Annotated in this window: 11 protein-coding genes and 1 pseudogene; 4 read left to right on the forward strand and 8 right to left on the reverse strand. The window is 64.5% G+C overall.

Translation table 11 applies throughout. The features are described from left to right. From AB0K34_RS41170 to AB0K34_RS41185, 4 genes and pseudogenes are all read left to right on the forward strand, one after another. Positions 1 to 543: pseudogene (locus AB0K34_RS41170) on the forward strand (hypothetical protein); the annotation flags it as partial. Further along, positions 540 to 2,453, forward strand: a complete 1,914-nt coding sequence (locus tag AB0K34_RS41175; RefSeq protein ID WP_138637738.1) for a hypothetical protein — start codon at positions 540 to 542, stop codon at positions 2,451 to 2,453. The pseudogene AB0K34_RS41170 and the gene AB0K34_RS41175, both read left to right, overlap by 4 nt. 25 nt (positions 2,454 to 2,478) lie before the next feature. Beyond that, the gene (locus tag AB0K34_RS41180; protein WP_138637737.1) at positions 2,479 to 3,534 is read left to right on the forward strand and encodes a hypothetical protein; all 1,056 of its coding nucleotides are present in this window, start codon (positions 2,479 to 2,481) and stop codon (positions 3,532 to 3,534) included. Beyond that, on the forward strand, positions 3,524 to 3,982 hold the full coding sequence (locus AB0K34_RS41185) for a hypothetical protein (protein ID WP_138637736.1): 459 nt from the start codon (positions 3,524 to 3,526) through the stop codon (positions 3,980 to 3,982). The genes AB0K34_RS41180 and AB0K34_RS41185 overlap by 11 nt, the downstream gene beginning before the upstream one ends. 70 nt (positions 3,983 to 4,052) lie before the next feature. Here the strand turns inward: AB0K34_RS41185 and AB0K34_RS41190 are convergent, their stop codons facing one another. From AB0K34_RS41190 to AB0K34_RS41225, 8 genes are all read right to left on the reverse strand, one after another. Then, positions 4,053 to 5,456, reverse strand: a complete 1,404-nt coding sequence (locus tag AB0K34_RS41190; RefSeq protein ID WP_138637735.1) for a peptide deformylase — start codon at positions 5,454 to 5,456, stop codon at positions 4,053 to 4,055. A 159-nt stretch (positions 5,457 to 5,615) separates the two neighbouring features. Further along, positions 5,616 to 7,346 (reverse strand): Hsp70 family protein, encoded by a 1,731-nt coding sequence (locus AB0K34_RS41195; RefSeq protein WP_138637734.1) that lies wholly within the window; start codon positions 7,344 to 7,346, stop codon positions 5,616 to 5,618. Beyond that, positions 7,343 to 8,488, reverse strand: coding sequence for a hypothetical protein (locus tag AB0K34_RS41200; protein WP_138637733.1), 1,146 nt, complete (start codon positions 8,486 to 8,488; stop codon positions 7,343 to 7,345). The genes AB0K34_RS41195 and AB0K34_RS41200 overlap by 4 nt, the downstream gene beginning before the upstream one ends. Positions 8,489 to 8,494: 6 nt before the next feature. Continuing rightward, positions 8,495 to 9,781: a hypothetical protein gene (locus AB0K34_RS41205; protein WP_171069101.1), complete on the reverse strand. Its 1,287-nt coding sequence runs from the start codon at positions 9,779 to 9,781 to the stop codon at positions 8,495 to 8,497. 467 nt (positions 9,782 to 10,248) lie between these two features. Beyond that, entirely contained in the window at positions 10,249 to 14,835 is a 4,587-nt protein-coding gene (locus AB0K34_RS41210; RefSeq protein WP_364554133.1) for a helicase-related protein, read from the reverse strand. A gap of 3 nt (positions 14,836 to 14,838) precedes the next feature. Then, positions 14,839 to 15,711: a DEAD/DEAH box helicase gene (locus AB0K34_RS41215; protein ID WP_364554134.1), complete on the reverse strand. Its 873-nt coding sequence runs from the start codon at positions 15,709 to 15,711 to the stop codon at positions 14,839 to 14,841. Then, positions 15,711 to 16,679 carry a hypothetical protein gene (locus AB0K34_RS41220; protein WP_138637730.1) on the reverse strand — a complete coding sequence of 323 codons (969 nt, stop codon included), beginning with the start codon at positions 16,677 to 16,679 and terminating at the stop codon, positions 15,711 to 15,713. The genes AB0K34_RS41215 and AB0K34_RS41220 overlap by 1 nt, the downstream gene beginning before the upstream one ends. Further along, entirely contained in the window at positions 16,676 to 18,712 is a 2,037-nt protein-coding gene (locus tag AB0K34_RS41225; protein ID WP_301173882.1) for a hypothetical protein, read from the reverse strand. Before AB0K34_RS41225 ends, AB0K34_RS41220 begins: the two co-directional genes overlap by 4 nt. Positions 18,713 to 19,205 lie beyond the last annotated feature (493 nt).

Genomic DNA, 19,205 nt, shown 5'->3' on the forward strand with positions numbered 1-19,205 from the left:
GCAAGCTCCGCTGCAGTCCCTGCAAGGCCGGCCACCTGGTCAAGGCCATCGCTGTCCTACAGAACTACGAGGTCACCCGAGGATGAAAAAGGCTCCGTCATCCCGGTCCTCAAGGGCCGTGGAACCGCCCGCCTAAAAGCCGTCGAGCTACCGACCGAACTGGAACGCCTCGCCGATGTCCAATCCCTCAGGCTGGACCCGCGCGACAACGAGACGGACATCAGGCGTATCGGCGATTTCCTTGCCGAACTCGCCCCGGTGCTTAGGAAGTCGGACCGGCAGGCCGCCCCATCCCCCGACACCGGCTCCGTATACAACACGGCCCGCGACACCCGCGGGACGGTAATCCAAAGCCGCCACGTCCAGGGCGACGTCGGCACCGTCATCAAGGGCAATCAGGGTCCCGTCCACACCGGGAAAGGCGACATTAACCAGAACACCCAGCATTTTTCCGGTGACGGGGCGACCTACATCCACGGTGATAACCACGGCGGAGTCGGTCACCGCTTCGGCCAGGCGAGGGGAAACGAGGAGGAGCGTTGAGCGACTCTTTCGAGGCGCACGCCTCCGGCTTTCACGGAGGCATGCACGCGGGAGCGGGAGACATCAACAACATCTACTACCTGCTGCGGGGCGAGTCCTTCGGAGCCTCTCCCCGCAAGCAGCCCACGGACGAGTTGCGGTGGTTGAGACGGCGCTTCGTTGAGCCAGCGGGACTGGGCAGGGCACGAGACGTCCTGGAGACCTTCCGCAGCGTGTTCCTTGACGGGCTCCCGGGCAGTGGCAGGATCGCCGCGGCGAAGATGCTCCTGTGGGAACTCGGAGATGATCGGAGGCAGATCCACGAACTGGTGCTACAGGAGAACGAGAATGCACCGCGCATCGATCGTAGTCATGTCGGTGACGGCGACCTGGTGTGGCTGGATCTGTCCCGGGTCGCAGGGAGACAGTGGGATGAGGTCCACAACGAACTGTCCCCACTACGTGCAACGGTGCACGACCACGACGCGCATCTCGTCATCGTCCTACCGGACAAGACCGGTTCTCTCGGTTCAGCTCTGGACCAATACCGCATTGAGATACAGCGCCCGGCCGTCGATGAGGTGCTGGCCCGCTACCTGCTGGCGGAGGAGATTCCTCGACCGGCCCCGCTTCCTCCGCTACGTTTTCTGGACGCGGACCGCCGCATGGAAGAGGTCGACGAATATGTCGGGCTGATCCGCAGGGCTCGCGACGAGCACCGCGAGGGCAGCTTCACAACCTGGTGCGAGGAGGCATTTCGGGCGTTGGCCCGCCAGGCGCGGGACGTGGCCGAACGAGTGGCCGAACTCACTGCGGGCCGGCAGCGCGCGCTGCTGCTCGCCGTCGCCATGCTGCACGGAGCACATGCCGACGTGATCCACCAGGCCGGCGCCAGTCTTCTCACCGCTGTCGCACATCCGTGTGAGGACAGCCCACTCCTGGAGCGCGTCCCCCTCGACCAACGGCTCAAGGAGATCGGCGCAGAAGTCGATTCTTCCGGCAGCGTCCAATTCGAGGAGCTCAATTATGATGCGGCGCTCCGTTCGTATTTTTGGGCTCATATGCCGGAGCTCCGTGACGCGCTACAGGACTGGGTTAAGCAGACTGCCGACTCACCCGGCCTCTCCGCTGGCGAACGGAGGAGTCTGGTCGAGCGGTTCACCGAGCAGTGCTTGAACGAGCGCTACCGACCGACGCTGGTATCTCTGGTTGAAGAGTGGACCACAGATCCCACGACGACCCGCAAGATGGAAGCGGCAGCTGTGGTGGTGCAGCGCGGACTTCGGGATGAGCAGCAGGCCCGGTCCTTTCGTCGACAGATATACGACTGGGCGCGTACGGACAGCCTCTCTCAACGGCTCGCCGAAGTGATCATTGTGGCGTGCCGTGACGAGATGATGGCGCGGCATCCCGACGAGGCTCTGGTCCGGCTGCACCACGTTGCAAGGCGAGAGCGCGGAACTCGGGCCCGCGAGACTTTGATCGAGTTGGTCAGCGGCGCGCCTCGGCTCCGTCGGCAGATGCTGACCCGTCTCACAGATCCGAAGTTCATGCCAGGCAGATGGCACCGTGATATTGATCTGTTCCTGCAACTCGTCGACCCCAAAGCGCTTACCGACCCTGGACGACGCGATCACGCTCCCATCACCGAAAGCACAGTGCGCCAACAGTTGACCATCGGCTGGTCCCTGGTCTTCTCTCGGCGTCCGCACGATGTGTGGACCTCGACCATCCGGCGATGGCTGCATGTCGCCGCCGAAGACGAACGGAATCGGCACGCGCTCCTCGACGTCCTCGTAGGCGGAGGCGAGGCAGAGGCCACCGTTCTTGCTCGACTCTACGCGATGACGCGCGAGCGGGAAGCGTGGGCACCGCTTGGTGACTTGGTCATTCAGGATATCAACGCCGCCTGGGGAGCCCGGACAGCATGACTCACGTGGACGAACGGAGGGCCCCATGAACACCGGCCGGAACATCGTGACACCGTATTTGGCGGTCACCGGCGGAGCGATCCTCATCGGCTTGATCCTCTTCGCCCCCTGGCCGCTATTGATCTCGCTCGGAACGGCGGGCGCGCTCGGCGCCGGCCTGCTGCTCCTGACATGGCCAACCGGGCGACGAGCCGCCAGAACCTCGCGCTTTGAGCCCACGTCCGGAAACGCAGCCAGCCCGGCGGCGAACGTCAGGAGGTCGCGCGTCACCGACGTCCCCTTGCCGACCGAACTGCCCGACTACAACTTCCTATTCTCGGCTACGGTGATCTGGTCACCGACTCCGGCTGTGATCGACGAGTCTGCGATCAATCCCGCCGCTCTCGCGGTCGACGCCGTGGTGAAGCGTGCCCGAAAGATCACCGAGTTACGAGATCCGAGTCACGCCTCACTCGTCCGGCACGAACTGGCCGGCGCGCTTGGAGAGATGCGAACAGAAACCACAGGACGGCTTCGGACGATGGCCGAGTCGGTCCAACTCGTCCTTCCCCAAAACGATCAGGAGCGGCTGGACAAACTCGCCACGGTTCGCAAGGAAGAAGCCGTCTGGGAGCACGAGCGCAAATATGAGCTGAGCAAACGCGACTACCTCGGCGGTGACGTTCTGAAGAACCCCGGCAGCGCCGTGGTCTGGTGGCTCGCCAGGAACGGTGATCAGGTGGAGAAGACGGTCAACGACATCGGTCTTCTCGCGCAACTCTCGTCCGCCGCGAACAACAGCGATGTGCCGGAGACGTTCCACTCGTTCATCTCAGGATTCGCCGCGCCGAACGGCCAACCCGGCCCCAATGGATCAGCGGCTTGGTCACCAGATCACAAGGAGTCTGCAGGTGACCTTTTCGATGCTCTCCTTCAGGCAATCCGGTTGGATGAGCACGACCCCCAACGCCGCCTGTTCGCCCGGCAGGTGGCCGACTGGGCCACCGCGCACGGATGGCAGGAACTGGCCGAGGAATTGATACACCGATACGACACGCTGGCCGACACCGAGCCCACAGGAGAGGCAGCCGATGGAAGCTGAACTGGCCGCACTGGCAAGCAGCGGAGCAACCGCACTAGTCGGATTGATGGTCTCCGATTCCTGGGCCCGGGTGAAGGACGGATTCGCACGAATGCTCGGCAAATCCGCTCCCGCCGAAGCGCCGTTGGAGGAACTAGAGATCTCACGCGTGGAACTTGTGACCGCTTGCCTCGAGCATGATGACGCGAAAGTGGCGGCCATTGAGAGTCATTGGCGCTCCCGCCTGGAATCCCTTCTACGCTCAGACGAAACGGCCGTAGATGCGCTGCGACGCCTTCTCTCTGCGCCCACGCCGTCTCCCGTGGAGACCATCTCCAACTTCATCAGTGGAGACATGCAATTTGGTTCTATTATCCAAGCTGGCCATATTTCAGGAGCGACTTTCCATATGGCGCCGACGTCCGGCGAGCGCCTCGACAAACATGATGCGCTCCGACCTGCTAATTAGTTAAATGGCGGGTGTTGTCGCCGCGCGAGCACGGGCGGAATGTCGCTGACGGGTCATCGGTTATGGGAGTTCAGCGGTAAGACCAGGCTTGGCCGGTTCCTCGGTAGTGCTCTACAGAGATCGGGTGGACGCTCTCGCGCATCCGGTCGGTGCAGAGATGCCTATACAGGTGGTCGATCTCGTGCCCGGCCAGGCGGGCGAGTGCGGCGTTGAGGACGACCACTACCGACTGCCCGTCCAGGCGGATATGAGCGACTTCCAGCCGGAGCGGACGAGGCACCAGGCCGCGCACGTCGAAGAAGCTGAGGCAACCCTCGTACTGCTCGTCGATCTCGGGCGATGCGTTGGTCACACGAGGGTTGAGCAGCACGAGCGGCTCGGCGTCGGGATCAGGCGGGGCGATGACAGCGGCGGCGCGGTCGATGCCGATCTGGGGGGTGGCCAGCCCCATGCCTTTGCCGAACACGTCGTGTTCGCGGACTCGCTGCATCGCGGCGAACAATTGGTCTATGACATCGTCGGCCTCAGCGGCTTCGGCGGGCAGATCAAACGGGCGAGCCGTTGTGGCCAGGATCGGTTCGCCACGCTGGACGATGCCGGCGGCTTTCATTCGGTCGCTGGCGGTCTGTAGTTCGGGACGGGGCCGGTCGGTATCGTCATCGCGGGCGCGCAACCGCCATTCCAACCTGTAGCGGGCACCCATCGGCGGGTCCTGGGTGGCCCACGAGAACACCAGCCGATCCCCGTCCTCGGTGCGTGTGATCGGAGTGCGCAAGGGGACGGCCTCTGCGGTGGTGGAGGTTTCGGTGCCCCAGACCACCGGGTCCAGCTCGGCCGGGAACACCAACTCGACCGACAGACGACGTGTCGGCAAGCGGACAGCGCTCTGGAACCATGGACCCCATCGGCCGTCGTCGACCTGGTAGCCGTACTCGATGGTCGAATGCTGGCCAGGGTAGAGGGGGAAGCGTCCGCGGTCGTTGTCCAGGCACAGCCACGCCTCTTTGAACGAGTCGCGATCTTGCTTGGGGTGCCAGTTCATCGGTTCGCCGTCGCAGGACGCGGTCAGCGCGAGTTCGTCCCAGGTGAGCGGCCGGGCCCGATACAGGGCGTTGGACTGGTCAGGTCGGCCGGGGTAGCGATCGACGCTGATGCGAATCAGGTAGCGGGTGACCGGTTCGGCGCCGCCGTTGAACAGCCGGCGCCGTTGCATCGGCCGATACGTCGTCCCGTCGTATTCCAACCGGGCATGGTCCTCCTCCACGACCAGGCCCTCGACGTTGCTCGTACCGGCGCCAGCGCCGACGGCTCGGGACGGTCCGTCGGCTCGCCACGCCTGCCACAACGAGCCATCCGCGCTGAGCACACCATCAGCCTTGCGTGCGAAGTCCTCGCTGGCTGGATGGTGATCACGGTTCGAGACATGGACTCGGGGGAGCAGACCCATGTCCCGGCCGCCCAGCTTGTCGAGCATCTCGCCAAAAGATGCCCACGGTAGAGGTAACTGTAGGGCGACCACCTGTCCGATGGCGGTGTCGGCTAGGAGCCTCTCCGGTCGTCACGATCTCGGTCTTCCGGCTGGGACTTTGCCGGTTTGCTCCCTTAACGAGATTGTGCGTCGGAGTCCGGATGCTTAAAGTTGTGTCTGTGATACCCCATTGACTGTGAGTGCGCCATCCAAATTGCCTGCAGTGGGCGGAGAAATGGTTTTTGCACTCGGCTGCTCGACGGGTTCAGTAGTTTCGTTTTTCTCAAGGCGAGGAGTCGGCTCCGACTGAGAAGCGTGAGGGAACGGGATTTCGATGTAGTTGAGGAGACGCTCGAGTTCGCTGTCCAGGCCCTGTTGGAGAGGAGTGCCGTCCTCGCCGAAGGAGTCGATCTCGTTCTCTCTCAATACTTGGCCAGTGCGCTCATGGGTGACCCTGACGTGCAGGATTCCGCTGATGTCGTAGCGAAAGTGGATGAGGACAGCGTTGTCGTCCGGAATGCGCTCGGGCTTGGGGAGCCTCACCTCCAGCCGAGAGAGCGGGAAGGCGCGGTCGCTGTCGGCTGGATACCCTTCTTCTCCTTCGATGATTTCCACGTTGAGTGAGGATGCACCAGGCTTCGCAGGAGTGAATCGTTCCTCACCTCTTGCGATCAACGTGCTGTTGCGCTTGATGATCGGTCTGAATCCTTTGCGAGCTCCCGCGGCGAAGGCCGTTCCGAGGGCGTGGCTGCTGACGAGAGTGAACTGTTCGTACTTATCGGGATCGTCCAGGGCCGCTGAGTAGATGGCTGCGCCCCGGGCCACCGCCGTCATCGGATGGCATAGCCCTGGATCGACGATGCGATCCTCACCCAGAAGCTGTCCGACAGCCTCGCGGGCTTCGGGTATCTGTGATGTGCCGCCGATCATCAGGACAGAGTCAATGTCATTAGGGCCGTAGCGTAGGTCGTCTAGAGCCTGCTGGAGGGGCTCCATGGCATGTTGGATGAGCGGGGTGACCGCGGTCAGGTACTCATCGCGGGAGATGGTGACCGTGGTGCCCAACTCGGGAATGTCGAAGGGGATCTCCTTCACCTCACGGCGGGACAGTGCAATCTTCGTAAGTTCGACATTGCGCCGCCACCGCTGGCGTTCGTGGCGGGTCAGTCGCTCAGGCACCTGCCCCAGCTTTGTCAGGATGACACGGGCCAGGGTCTCGTCGAATTCCAGGCCTCCGAGCGCAGCGATACCACGGGAGGTCTGTTCCTCGAAGTACTTGCCGTCGTACTCGAGGATGGTGACGTCGATGGTGCCGCCGCCCCAGTCGAACACCAGCAAGTTGCCGGGGATGTCGACGTCGTTGACGTAGGAGATGGCCGCCGCAGTCGGCTCGTTGAGCAGGGCTTTGACCTTGATGCGCGCCAGTCTGGCCGCAGCGCGTGTCCGGTAACGGGCACCACCGGTCGCGTGTGCCGGGACGGTGACGACGGCTTCCGAAAGCTCCAGGAGATTACGTTCGCCGGCGGACTTCATCTGCGCGAACAAGGATGCCGCCACAGCGGTGCTACGGAAGGGCTGATCGGCGATCCATACGTGTTCCTCGCCCAAGTGCGGAGTTCCCGACTCGTCCGGGTCGGTACCCGTCGCGGCCCGGGCGCCCAGTAGCCGTTTGACGGCGTCGACGGGCTCGCCTCGCGTCGTCTTGGCTGCCCAGCCGAAGCACAACGTGCGCTGCAGGTCCCGGACCGAGAGGACGGACGGGAACAGCGCTTCGAACTCGGGCTGGTACCACTGGGCCGGCACGCTCTCGCTGCCGACCGGCAGCACCTCCGTACCGCCGTCGTTGTATCGGGCGACGACCGAGTTGCTGGTGCCGAAGTCGATTCCGTAGGTCAAGGCCTCCTCCCGGGCGGCTGGTCGTCAGTCTCCGCGGTGCTGAGTCTCTGAGGAAGAATGCGCGCTACTGGAACGGAACCAGGAGCCGTCGGATTCGTGGAACCTGACTTCGTGCTGGGATGAACGGGAATAACTTCGCTTTCCTTGCGGGCGGAAGGCTCCCCCGTTGGCGACGGTTCCTCCTCTGCTATGCCGTCTCCCAGGGGCGAAGCCCCACCGCTCCCTGTAGTCCGGTGCTGTACAGGCCGCCCTTGCTCCTCGCCAGCATGTGCAGCAGCGCCGGATCGCTGGCTGATCCCCTTCGCCTCTTCGATTCCAGCCGTCGTGCCGCTGTCCTTTCTATGCTGCTTGCTGCCGTGTTCCCGCGACATTCGCCCGTGGGCCTTGCCAGCGGGTAGGAGCGAAGCCTCAGCTACCTTGATCCACCCGCGTTCCACTACCCGGCCTGAGTCAGCTTCGACATAGGCCGGGGTGACCAGCTCATAGTCCTCCGGGCTGTCGGCCGACGCAGGAGATGAACCGGGGGCAACTGCCAGATTGAAGGGGGACAGGTCAGCGAGGTCCGAGACCCGGCGCAGTCCCGCATGCTCCATCTCAGCCGAGATTCGAGCTTGCAGGCTGGAGAGACTGTTCGCTTGTGCGGCGGCGCGGTCGATCACCGCCAGTTGGGCCAGGTGTCGTTCCCGTACGCGCATGCCCTCCACGATTCCAGCGCGCACTGCTTCGGTGATCTGTCGACCGACGGCCTGCACTGCTCGAGCTGTCTCGGTGTCGGTCTCGGGATCGCTCGTGTTCGGGACGGCGGTCTCGGCCAACGACGCAAGCCTCTCGTGAATCTTTGGCTCGACAGCAGCGAGCACAGATTTCAACAGCGCTGCGGCATCGTAGGTTTCCGGTTCTACCCTCGGGTGGCCATGTCCGACGGTGACCACGATCTGTGGAGAAGTAACATCGGTTGCTTTATTGCCCTTGGTTCCTTCGCGGCGTGGCCGGGATTTTCTGCTCTGGACGGACTCCTGCTTCTTCGACTCCTTGGCCGATCGCTTCCGATGATTGCGTGGATGACCTTTGTCCTTATCGACTTGCCTGACGCTGGCGCCCTTCTTGGGAGATTTGGCGGCTCCCTTAGGCTTCCTGTCCATCGCTGATCACCTCTGGAATTTAGCTTCTGTTGATCGCATTTCCGACACCAAACCAACGTAGCCGCAGGCGGCCAAGACGATGCCCTGTGCCGCGCGATTGCGAGCAAACTCCTGTTCATGGGGGGCAGGTGGCGGGGTCCTGCGGTGCATAGGCGTGGCCTCGCCGCCAGGGTTGCGGCCATTGGTTCGCGGAATCGCCCACTTATCCGGCATCAAGGGCAGTGCGAAGGGTGCCACGGGTGCCCGTCCGCGCTCCCATCCTTGGATCGCGTCTTTGGCTTCATTGACTTCGGCTTCGCCATCCGCGTCGAGGGATCTGCGCAATTCTCGCCAGCGGTCCTTCCAACCTGGAAAGCCGTCTGATACGCCGAGAGCGGCATAAGGGTTGAGTATGTGAGTACTTTGATGCTGGTCCTTCAGGGTGTGCAAAATCTCTCGGTTTGTTGCGAGGCGCAGTTGTGCCTCCTGTGGAAGCTTGTCCTCGCTCAGCGCCTGCCCTGGCGCAGGGGTGAGAACACCCAAGGCGTCATCGTACTTCGGGTCGCGTCGCGCGCGGATCACCATGAGGTAGGCAAGGGCATTCCTGGCCTCCCAACCTACTGGGGCCCGGGACTCCTCCAGCGACGTGGCGTTGTCCCAGGCAGTCCGGAGCATGACCTGGTACTTCCGTTCGTCTCCGTGTAGTCGCGCCAGGTGGGCTACCCGGATGCCTTGAAGGATCCGGCGTACCAGCAGCCACCGCACGTATGGTTTATGCTCACGCAGGCTGACCGCAGCGTTGGGCGCGAGCCGTTCCAGCGCCGGCCACAACCACCTCTGATCTGTAAGCTCCCTCGGGAGCTTGCCCGTGCGGCGTACGTTCTGCAATGCGACGGCCAGCTGGCGCTGCGCACCCTTCAGCGCGTCTATGTCCTGCAGCGCCTCCACATCGCCGCGGGCGAGCCGGGCGCTGAATTCTCGACGAACCAGCTCCTCCCGCCAACCGAGTGTTACCAGCTCTTTCCCGCTCATCCGCCGGGGGGCAAGCCGAGCCAGCAGGTAGAGACGGTGTTCCCCGCCTCCAGGGATGGCCTGGGCACTCACCCGCCCGGCGTCGATGAGGTCGTCCACCACCGATAGGGGTAGATACTCGAGTAGCTGGTGTTGCCGTTCTACGGGCATCTGGACGTACCTGATGCGCTCATAGTCTGTGTACAGTTGCCACGCCGTCTCCGCGTCGGGGTCTGCTTCGGAGCCTTCCTGACTGGTGAGCATGCCGGGCGATCGGTTGAGCAGTGCCTCGGCGCGTGCCACTTGGTGCATGGGAAGCACCGAGAGCCCGGCCTGATGGCCTTGCCATAGAAGCGAGACGGCCGAAACCGGTGGAAGCGGGAGCACTGCGCGTACCACGGCTGAAGCCAGCTCTCCCGCTGACATGGAGGCAACCGAAAGATCCAGTTGTGTTGCAGAATGCCCAGCCTCGCGTACGGTCTTTGCCACTGCAGAGGCAGCGTCGAGAGCCTGCTGCCACTGGCGTTGTGAGGTAAACCCTGGTGGAGGCTCCTGAGGGCCTGGAGGCTCCGGCGTGGTCGGCTGGCCGTTCGCCGGACGTTCCGTCTCGCGGCGTTCCGCAGGGACCTTGTCCGCTGGCTGTCGGTGCTTCCGTTGCTCGATACGTGCCAGACGCCGCTGCCGCTCACGACGCAACAGCTCATCCCGGTCGGGCACCGTTGGCCCAGAGTTCTCCTCCGGGTCGGCATGTGAAAACAACGGCCCCGTGGTCACGGCTCCTCCTCGAACGCGTTCAGGTCGCTGGTGACCACGGCCGGGGTACGGTCAAGGCAATAGGCATCCACAAAGGCCACGCGCGTGGCGAGGTCCTCCTGGGCGACGTAATGAGTCCACTCCCGCAGCCGTGAGGCCATACAGTCCGGGAGCGCGGCTTCCAATGGATGCTTGACGATCACGGCAGTGGCCTCCTCGGAGAACTCCGTCTCCACCAGGGCGAGGCTCCCGAGCGGTGTGCTCTGCACCTGGGCATCGAGTTCCGATCGGTCCTCCGCCCAGCGCTCCAGCAGGATCCCGTGCCGTTCGGCGTCTACCTGGAGAGAGGCACCGCGCAGGACGCCGATGAGGTCCCGCGCCAATCGCCAGTCCAACAGCGGGTGGAGCCGGGTGTTGGAGTAGTCGCGCAGGCACTGGTAGCAGGAGCTGCCACAGATGGCCGCGTGCTCCTCGCCAAGGGTCTCGCTGTAGTCGCCGACCGCGTCCAGGAACTCCTCGATCCGGTCGGGGGACCCCAGATAGGTACTGAAACCCGCCCCGTTCTCCAGGCTGTCGGAAAGGTACGCCATGACGGGAGAGGAGGCCGACGCCGAACCGTGGATTCCCGCCAGCAGTTCCTCTGGCTGCACGTCCAGTAGCGGTGCCGCCGCCCGCCGTAGCAAGGCGGCCAGCGAGTACCAGGCGGCGCGCCGCCCGTGGTAGGAGTCGGGGAAGCCATCCGACTGCACGGTGCGTGAGATGTCGAACCGCAGGCCCCGGCTGGTGTCGAGTGGGCCGCGGGCACCGATGAAGAGCATGTCGGTGTGCTCGGTGGCACCCAGCGCGGTTTCGAGGTCGAAGGAGGCCCGCGAACTGTCGAGGGCGTAGTACCCCTGCCATGCGGACTCCGACCGTTTGAACCGGAACAGCCGGCCATGGTTGCTGTTGATGGTGTAGCGGTCACCGGTCCCGCAGTGGACGACGAGCCAGTCATCCGCGCTGCGCACCACTCTGGGCGCGTCCTTTTCCAGGTCCGTCGCGGTACGTGAGCTGGCACCGCCCTTGCCCCATTCACGTATGCCGTCGTAGTCACGGGGCGTCCCGCCGCGAAACCCCGCCGGCTCGCGGACAGGGAAGGCGGAATAGTTGCCCTCACCCGCGCCACAGGCAGGGCAGAACTCGGATTGTGCGTTGGCCTCGGCTGCCTGGATGTGTGCGCACACTCGGCACATGGCCAGTTGCCGCTCCGGCCCAAAAGCCTCTGCTGGCTTGGGCTTTCGCAGCCCGGGAGTGAACGAAACGACTCCCATGGATCGATACAGGCGGCCGTCCCGGGGGGTCTCCGCGCCTGGTGCGAACTTGCTAAGTGCCACGCTCAAGTTGCGATCGATGGCTTCGGGGGGCGGCCAGGGAAAGCTGCGTTTGGGCAGGTCGGTGAAGAGCAGCCGGACCCGGGTGGGGAACCCGAACATTGGAAGTAGGCCGGCCTCGGCGAGGCGCTGGCTCAGCTCAGCATGGCCAATGGCTTCCACTACCTCGTCTACCTGGTCCAGGAGTTCCTTGACGCAGGCCACCGGATCCAGAGAGGCGACCGACTCGGGCGTCTCCGCCTGTAGCGCGTTCCCCACGGCTCGGATGGCTTCTTCGTTCTGCCCTATCCAATGGAGCACAGCGTCCTTATGCGCGGGCCAGTCCGCAGCAAGGCCGAACCGGCCGTGGATGTTGTGAGTCAGCTCCAAATCATTGAGGGCGGTGTCCGCAGCAATCGTGTCGAAGGCCTGGCGCAGGACCTCACCGAACAGAACGCGCTTGAAGATCACGGGCATACCCAGCGCGAGGTACGGCGCGGGGGTGGCGGCGTTGGTGATCTCCTCCGGCCGAGTGAAGTAGTGCTGGTCGTGGCTGTCCCCGCGGCATACGGTCAGGGCGATGGCAGAGGGGCTGTCCCGGCGGCCGGCGCGGCCGACGCGCTGCTGGTAGTTGAAGCGGGTGGGTGGCATGTTCGCCATAAGCACCGCGTTGAGGGCGCCGACGTCGACACCAGCCTCCATGGTGGTGGTCACTGACAGCACCTCGATGCCGTCGGTTTTCGGTTCGTCCTGCTGGTCCAGGAAGATGTCCTGAAAGCGGGCCTGCCGCGCCTGCGCGTCCAGGCGGTCGGTTTGGCCGGTAAGTTCCGCCGTGCGCAGGGGGAAGTTGCCCGTCCGGTTCCTGGCCTTCCAGGCGTAGTAGTCCTCATTGAGGACGCCGGTGAATCGGCTGTGCTCGGTGGGCAGAGGAGTTTGACATTTGGTGCACAACCCGGCCCCGCGGTGCAGATGGGGCCGCTGGCAGGTCGGACACGTCCAGAACTGGCCGTCTCCGGTGCGCAGCGCCACCTTGGCGGGGTCGATGGCGTACTGGATGACCGCAGGCCCCCACACGGAGAGAACTCGATCTTGGATTTCCTGCACCTCGACGCCGAGGCGCTGCGCAACGCGCTCCCAGTAGCGCCGCAGCGGGACCGGAGGCCTCACACTTCCGGGACGCATCTCGGTGAATCGGCGCATCTGGCCAAGAATCCGCAGGCTGGCGCGGGCCATTGCCAGATCGGAATCCTGGGGAACGTCCAGAGGGCGGCGGTCGTCAGTAAGGCTCAACCAGCCCAGACCTAGCGACTCGAAGTCTCGGCCAGCGCCGGAGAACAGGGACAAAAGGAACTCCCGCCGCAGGTTGTCGTCGACCCGCTGCAGGAACTCCTCCTGTTGCGGGGTGAGTCCCGCCTTGATCTGCCGGTTTCCAGACCAGTCGAAGAGCGTTGTCCAGCGCACCCCGTCACGTTCCTGGAGGGAAGCGGCCGGTCCACCGGGATGAGTGCCATGTTCCAGGAGCATCCCGCGCAAATCTGCCTGGAGGTCATTGAGTGACGGCAGACGGCCGAGAATGGCTTCCAGCTCCGGCTGCCTCTCCGGCTCGGCCATGACATCGTCCGTCAGGATGTCCCGAAGTGCGGAGAATTCTCGTGGGTAGCGAGCACGCAGTCGCTGCATTGCGGCCTTGAGTGCCTCTTGATCCGTGCCGCGTCGATCCGCGTAGTACTGCTTCACCAGTTGCAGGTCGGCGTGGGGATCTCCCTGCTCGGTCACGGCTTGGGCGGCCAGGAGGCGCAAGAGGTCCTGGTAGTGGCGCAATGTCAAGCCGCTGGCCAGCTCGGAGGCGGCATCCCTGCTGTCGGAGAAGGCGATGACCTTGCGTTCGTCCTTCGGTAGGTGCCCGAGCACCTCGCTGATCAGCACCTGGTTGAGCTTGTCGAAGCCAGTGCGCATCCGGCGGATGGGAGCGGCGAACAGGCGGTCTTCCAACTCCCGCCAGGAGCCGTCGGGATCCCGGTTGATCTCACGGATATCTCCGCATGCTGGGCAGCGGGTCGGAAAAGGCGGAAGTTCCCGAAGGTCCAGGGCTGGCTTGCCGTCCTTCCCACGCTCAGGGACGAGGTGGAAGGACCATCCCGTGTAGTCCACCTTCTTGTTGGCCAGCCGCCCGGTGCCCGGCTGGTAGCTGCTCCGCCGGAACTCAAAGCTCACAGAGGGGCCCTCGCTGAGGCGGGAGGCGGTCCAATGCAAGGACTCGAGCACCGGCTGATCCGTACGAGGCCAGTAGACGATGTAGTTGCCTGCGTTAGGGACCCCGCTCGCCTCATCGGGAAGTAGATCGAATTCTGGGAAGTCGGTGTGCAGGAACCCCCTGAAGGACTCCTTGCCCAGGTGGGCAGGATTGGCAAATCCGCCAAGCATGAGATCACCGCAGTTCTGGCAGCACAACAGCTCCAGCACGCGGGCACCGCAATTGCACCGCGAGGTCGGCTCGCGGAAGAGTCGGCCGACGCGGCGCCGAGGATCCTTGTCGACTGGGACCTCCGGGCATTGCGGGTCGGAGCATGCCCAGATCCCTGGGACGTTACGGAAGAACAGGTGGGCTCGAAGCTTTGGCAGCGCTGGGTCAGAGGCGTTCTGCAACGCAAGCAGCAGACCGTGCAGCGCCTTCTCTCGCACCCGCTCATCCGACACGCCCGTGAACAGTTCGTCCGCGACCTGGGAAATCGCGACTGCCCTTGGCTTGCCACCAGGCGCCAGGACACGCTTCACTGCCGACCCTGCGTGGGTGTGCTCGAGCAGTGCATCGGCTTCCGATGTCGACGGGGTCCGGTCGGCTGCGGTGGACAGTTCACTTGCGTGCGCGGTGAGGTCCGTCTGGCCGGCCCCGGGCAGGACCATCGCCCCGGGGATGACCTTGTGTCGCCCTCTGGGCAGGGCGAAGAACGTTTCGAGAAACTCGTCGTCCCGACCGGCCTCCAGCGAGGCGGAGGCCGCCAGCACCCGGAACTTTTCCGGCGTCTGGTCCAAGCCAAGCCGGTGGCGCAGGTTTCGCAGTAGATAGGCGACCTCGGTGCCGGCGGTGCCCCGGTACATGTGCAGCTCGTCCATGACGAGGGTGAAACGGGCCTCGGGGGTGTTGTGCAGCCATCGGCGGGTCGCCTCGAAGATCGATGCCTCCTGGGGACGCAACAGCATGATGTTCAGCATCGAGTAGTTGGTGATCAAGATGTCGGGCGCCGTGGCCTGCATGTCTCATCGCGCGTGCATCTCCGCGCCACCGACTCGGGGGATGAAGCTCAGAGCCTTTTGCGCGGCTTCTTTGTCGGCGTCCCCCGTGGCTTCCGCGACCTTCCCTTCGGCACGTCGCCGGCGGTTCTCGAGCTCCTCCAGGTACTCCCGGAGCCGGGCCCGCCCCAGATAGGAGTCGGGCGGACCGGCGACCGGCGTGGCGCTGGTATAACGGCCGAAGTAGAAGCGGTGGCCTGACCGGTGCTGGTCCAGCCAATCGTGGGCCTCGTCACTGTCCAGCGCACGGCGCAGACGAACCAACTGATCATCGGCCAGCGCATTCGTCGGGTACAGGATCAGTGCACGCAATGCTGCGGGGTGTCCGCGTTCGCCGGAGCGGCTCGGCACGTGCTCTTTTCCTGAGCGCCACCAGGCGGGTTGGACGGCGCCGTGGCCTTTCCAGCGGGCCGACTCGGTGACCAGATCGGCGATAACGGGCAGCATGAACGCTTCGGTCTTGCCCGAGCCCGTTCCCGCGGTCACGACGAAGTCGCGGCCCTCGCCGCACGCGGTGACGAGCGCTTCGTGCTGGTGCCGGTAGAGGCTGTCGACTCCCTCCGGCAAGGCAAAGCGAGCGAACTCCGCGGTCTGCGGATGCGCGCCGGCAGCTTGGAAGGACTTTGCCAGAGACATGCCGCTGGAGACGTATTGCGGACGTAGTTCCAGTAGTGGCTCTCGCCAGGTGCCGCCGTCGGTGTCGAGCAGGGCTCGCCGCTCGGCCATCACCGATGAATCGTCGACCCCGAAGGGGGTGTCGTAGTAGCGCATCAGAGTTTCCCTGAGCGCCTGGAAAGTGCTGGCGATGTCGCTGGATGCCTGGGAGACGCTGTCTGCCATCACTTCGCCTTCCCGGGTGCAGACTTCGGCTGCAAGACCTCGAGTTCTTGTTGGAGGGATCGCGCCAATCGCTCAGCCGCCGCGAGGGGCACGTTGTCATAGCGGACGGTCTGGGCCAGGTCACTGAAGCAGGGGTGCAGACCCGTGCACAACACGACGGCGCGCGCATGGAGCGGTGGAAGGGGAGCACCCCAATCCACGAAGAAGGTTCCGACCCGCTCGCGGCCAGTCCCCGACTCGGGACGCCACCGCATGACACCTCTTCTGAGCCGGGCAAGCTCCAGGTACACGCCGTATTCGTGCTCGGTGCTCAGCCATCTTGTGCCGCGCCGGACCTGGACCAGCCTTGACCAATCGGAGCTGCGCCACCGATACAGGCCGTCCTCGTTGTAGGAGGCGGCAGGCAGGTAGGAACGTTCTCCCAAGTCGTAACGCTGGATGGTGTGGATGTTGCCCGGCGCTGGCGGTGCCGCTTCGTCCCCCTGCTCAAGATCCGGCAGGAGGTCGAACATCTGCAGGGCCGCACATGGGGTGAAGGAGAATCCTGCGGCGGTCGCGCTTTGTGGCAGTTCATCAGGAGAGTCGTACTGCACGAGCAGGGAATCTGGGACGGGGATGTCCCCCTCAGCCACCTCGTTCATCACCTGGTGGACGATCGCCCACTCGTTCTCCGCGGCTTCTACAGCACGTTCGTCTGCGACGGTCCGGCGGCCGATGATCAGCGCTAGCCCATCCGAGTACGGCAACCGAGTCAGCGTGGGCGGGGCGATCGACCAGATTCCGCGCCGCCAGTCCACATCCAGGTGACCGAGCGCGGAGACATCACGGATCCACCGCCCCTCCGCGCCGTCGCGAATCTCGAGCCCGCGGCTGCGGGCGGTGCGCAGGATTCGAGCCCGCAGATCCGTCACCTTGCCGCCGCCGAGCTCGCTGACCCAGCGCAGCAGCAGGTTGCTGATGCTGATCAATTCTCGACCTCCTCGGCGAGGCGGACGCAGGCCTTCCACAATGGGTCACGGCCACCCTCAGCAGCCTCCAGGACAGCAGCGGCCCAGGGATGGTGCTGGGGACCGGGCTGAAAAATCGGCTCGACTGGGAAGGCCGGTTCTACCTGCCAAGTACCTTTGCGCCGCTGCACAATCCAGCCACCCGGACCGTGGAGTTCGAGTTCGAAGTAATACCCGGAGGGTGAGTCGTCGAGCCGCGACCACCATGCGGGCGGCTCCGGCTCGGCCACCGTCCAGGCACGCCCGTCGCAGGAGAGGAACACGGTCTTCTCTGCTCCCCTACGGCAAAGGGCAACGCGCGGCACGACATCCACGCCTGCCAGACCGACCTCAGCACCCCTTATCAGCGCTGCTGTTGACTGGTCAGTGGTGGTAGCGAACCCTTCGGCGGACGCTTCGGCGACGCGGAAGCCCACTACCTCCTTCGGCTCTACCAGGTCCGGGAGTCCTTCAGCGGTTATGAACGAGACCTCAGTGCCCTCGATCTCGACGGCGTGCCTGCTGGCTGCCAGTTGCCGTGTCCACAGCCGGATCGACTCACCCGGATGCGGGAACGGTGGGTCGGGCGGCTGCCCATCGAGCAGTACTTGGCCGGTCGCGCCGTCGGGCATCACGAGATCGGGCTCGCCCCCGGTCAAGTAGAGGCGTTTGTTGATCTGTGGAGCCAGCGGCAGCCCACCTTCCAGGTAGGGCTTGTACCGGGGTGCGGGTTGTGTCGCCAGCATGGCGCCTTGAACGTCGCGGATCGCCTGCTTCAACGTGATCGCGTCGTCGAAGAGAACGCGAAAGCGCAGGGACCAACCTTCTGGTACCCACGAGAGCTTCCCGGCCTCGCGAGCCTTTCCGGTTGAGGCGGCGCGCTGCAGCACGGTTTCCAGGTCTCCCTCGGCCTCGGGAGCCGCGAGGATCATGTGCTCTTCGCCGGGGACGAAGCGGTCGACGCTGGTGCGGCAGTCAAGCGGGGCGTTGTGGCACAGGACGACCAAAGACGATGGCGGACGGCTCACCGTGACATCCTCACCACGGAGCTGGACACCCTGCCGCAGCGTGTGTGCATCAGGCAGCTTGAGCCCATCTACGTTGTAGTACTCGGTGTCTCCAAGCCTGCGCAGCGTCACTCCGTCAGGTAGTGAGTACTCTGCCGCCCCCTTACGGGGAAGCCGCGCCAGCCAACCCAGCCTCCGGTTCTCGAACCGCACGAGCAACTCGGCCCGAGGAATCCCTACCTTGACGTATTCCGGCGAGCCGTCCCACACGTTGGCGAGGTTGCCCAACAGGCGTTCCACAATGGGACGAAGCTCCCGGTCCTCCATGGCACGCTGAAACCCACGTGAGAATCTCTCTCGCTGGCCCCAGTACATCAGCAGGCGCAACAGCCTGCCGCCTGGTAGAGGCCACGCTGAGTCATCGCGCTGACGCATTGCGTAGAAGAACTGTGGCAGCAACTGCCGGTCCGTGCCCCGCAGTAGCGACTGCGAGATCGCGTAGCCGATGCGGCTTTGGTTGCTGGGGAGATCCTCCGGGGAGGGAATGGTGCATAGCCCGCGGTAGGCACCCCACTGGGTCTGCCAGGAGGCCAGCCGCTGCCACATGTGTGCGATCGGGAGATAGTTGTGCGAGGCCAGGACACCATCTCGCTCGGTGAGCAACTGCGAGAACTGGTCGTGGTAGTTGCTCGCTCGATGCCGCCCATCGTTGGCCATCCTGGTCGCCGCAATGACTGAGCAAGCGAGCAGCGGCAGCACGGCCGGCGCGTCGTCGCTGTTGCGCACGCGTAGCTCGTACTGCTCGATGGCGTCGTACGGCTTCGGGCGCTCCGGCCGGACAACCTGCTTAACCGCCTGTACGAGAGGCAGGTCTACGTCGAAACGCTGCTGTAGAGCAGCTCCCTCCGCGTCATCGACGTACATGACGACGGGATGGCCGTCCCAGTCCGGGCTGAAGAAGGCCTCCTCCAGCGCGTGCTGCCACGCTGCGTACGCTCCGAAGCCCATGCCCCCACCGCTCCCGCCCTCGCCGACAGCCCGGCTGCAGATGCCCCCGGTCCGCCGTCGCGGTGGCTGCCATGATGAAACTTACGAGGCATCGCGGGAAAAACCATACTTTGACGGGGTGATTTTGTGAACAGCATCGTCCATCGATAGGTGTGAAGCACAGTGCACTCCACTCAGCTCGACCTGCCCCCAGGGTGAGGAGGATGCGTCTGCACAGCAGGACGGAGTCGGCTAGCTCGTCCACCCGTCGCCTTCGACCGATCGTGGCTGTGGCGACGCTGGTGGAAGCGGCGTCCAGGTACGCTGCCGGGGGGCAGGTGACGCTCCCGCACTGTGTTTGCCTCCGGTGAGGTGAGGGCGAACGGATCCCTTCTGAGAGCGAAGTCCAGGGAGCCATCAGTGAGCCTTTTTCATCCTCGGGTGACCTCGTAGTTCTGTAGGACAGCGATGGCCTTGACCAGGTGGCCGGCCTTGCAGGGACTGCAGCGGAGCT

This window comes from Actinomadura sp. NPDC049382 (assembly GCF_040677125.1).
Taxonomy (GTDB): domain Bacteria; phylum Actinomycetota; class Actinomycetes; order Streptosporangiales; family Streptosporangiaceae; genus Spirillospora; species Spirillospora geliboluensis.

Excerpts from the sequence above, each read along its gene's own strand:
- AB0K34_RS41180 (WP_138637737.1), top strand. The coding sequence starts at position 2,479 with ATGAACACCGGCCGGAACATCGTGACACCGTATTTGGCGGTCACCGGC.
- AB0K34_RS41185 (WP_138637736.1), top strand. The coding sequence starts at position 3,524 with ATGGAAGCTGAACTGGCCGCACTGGCAAGCAGCGGAGCAACCGCACTA.
- AB0K34_RS41190 (WP_138637735.1), bottom strand. The coding sequence starts at position 5,456 with ATGCTCGACAAGCTGGGCGGCCGGGACATGGGTCTGCTCCCCCGAGTC.
- AB0K34_RS41200 (WP_138637733.1), bottom strand. The coding sequence starts at position 8,488 with ATGGACAGGAAGCCTAAGGGAGCCGCCAAATCTCCCAAGAAGGGCGCC.
- AB0K34_RS41210 (WP_364554133.1), bottom strand. The coding sequence starts at position 14,835 with ATGCAGGCCACGGCGCCCGACATCTTGATCACCAACTACTCGATGCTG.
- AB0K34_RS41215 (WP_364554134.1), bottom strand. The coding sequence starts at position 15,711 with ATGGCAGACAGCGTCTCCCAGGCATCCAGCGACATCGCCAGCACTTTC.
- AB0K34_RS41225 (WP_301173882.1), bottom strand. The coding sequence starts at position 18,712 with ATGGGCTTCGGAGCGTACGCAGCGTGGCAGCACGCGCTGGAGGAGGCC.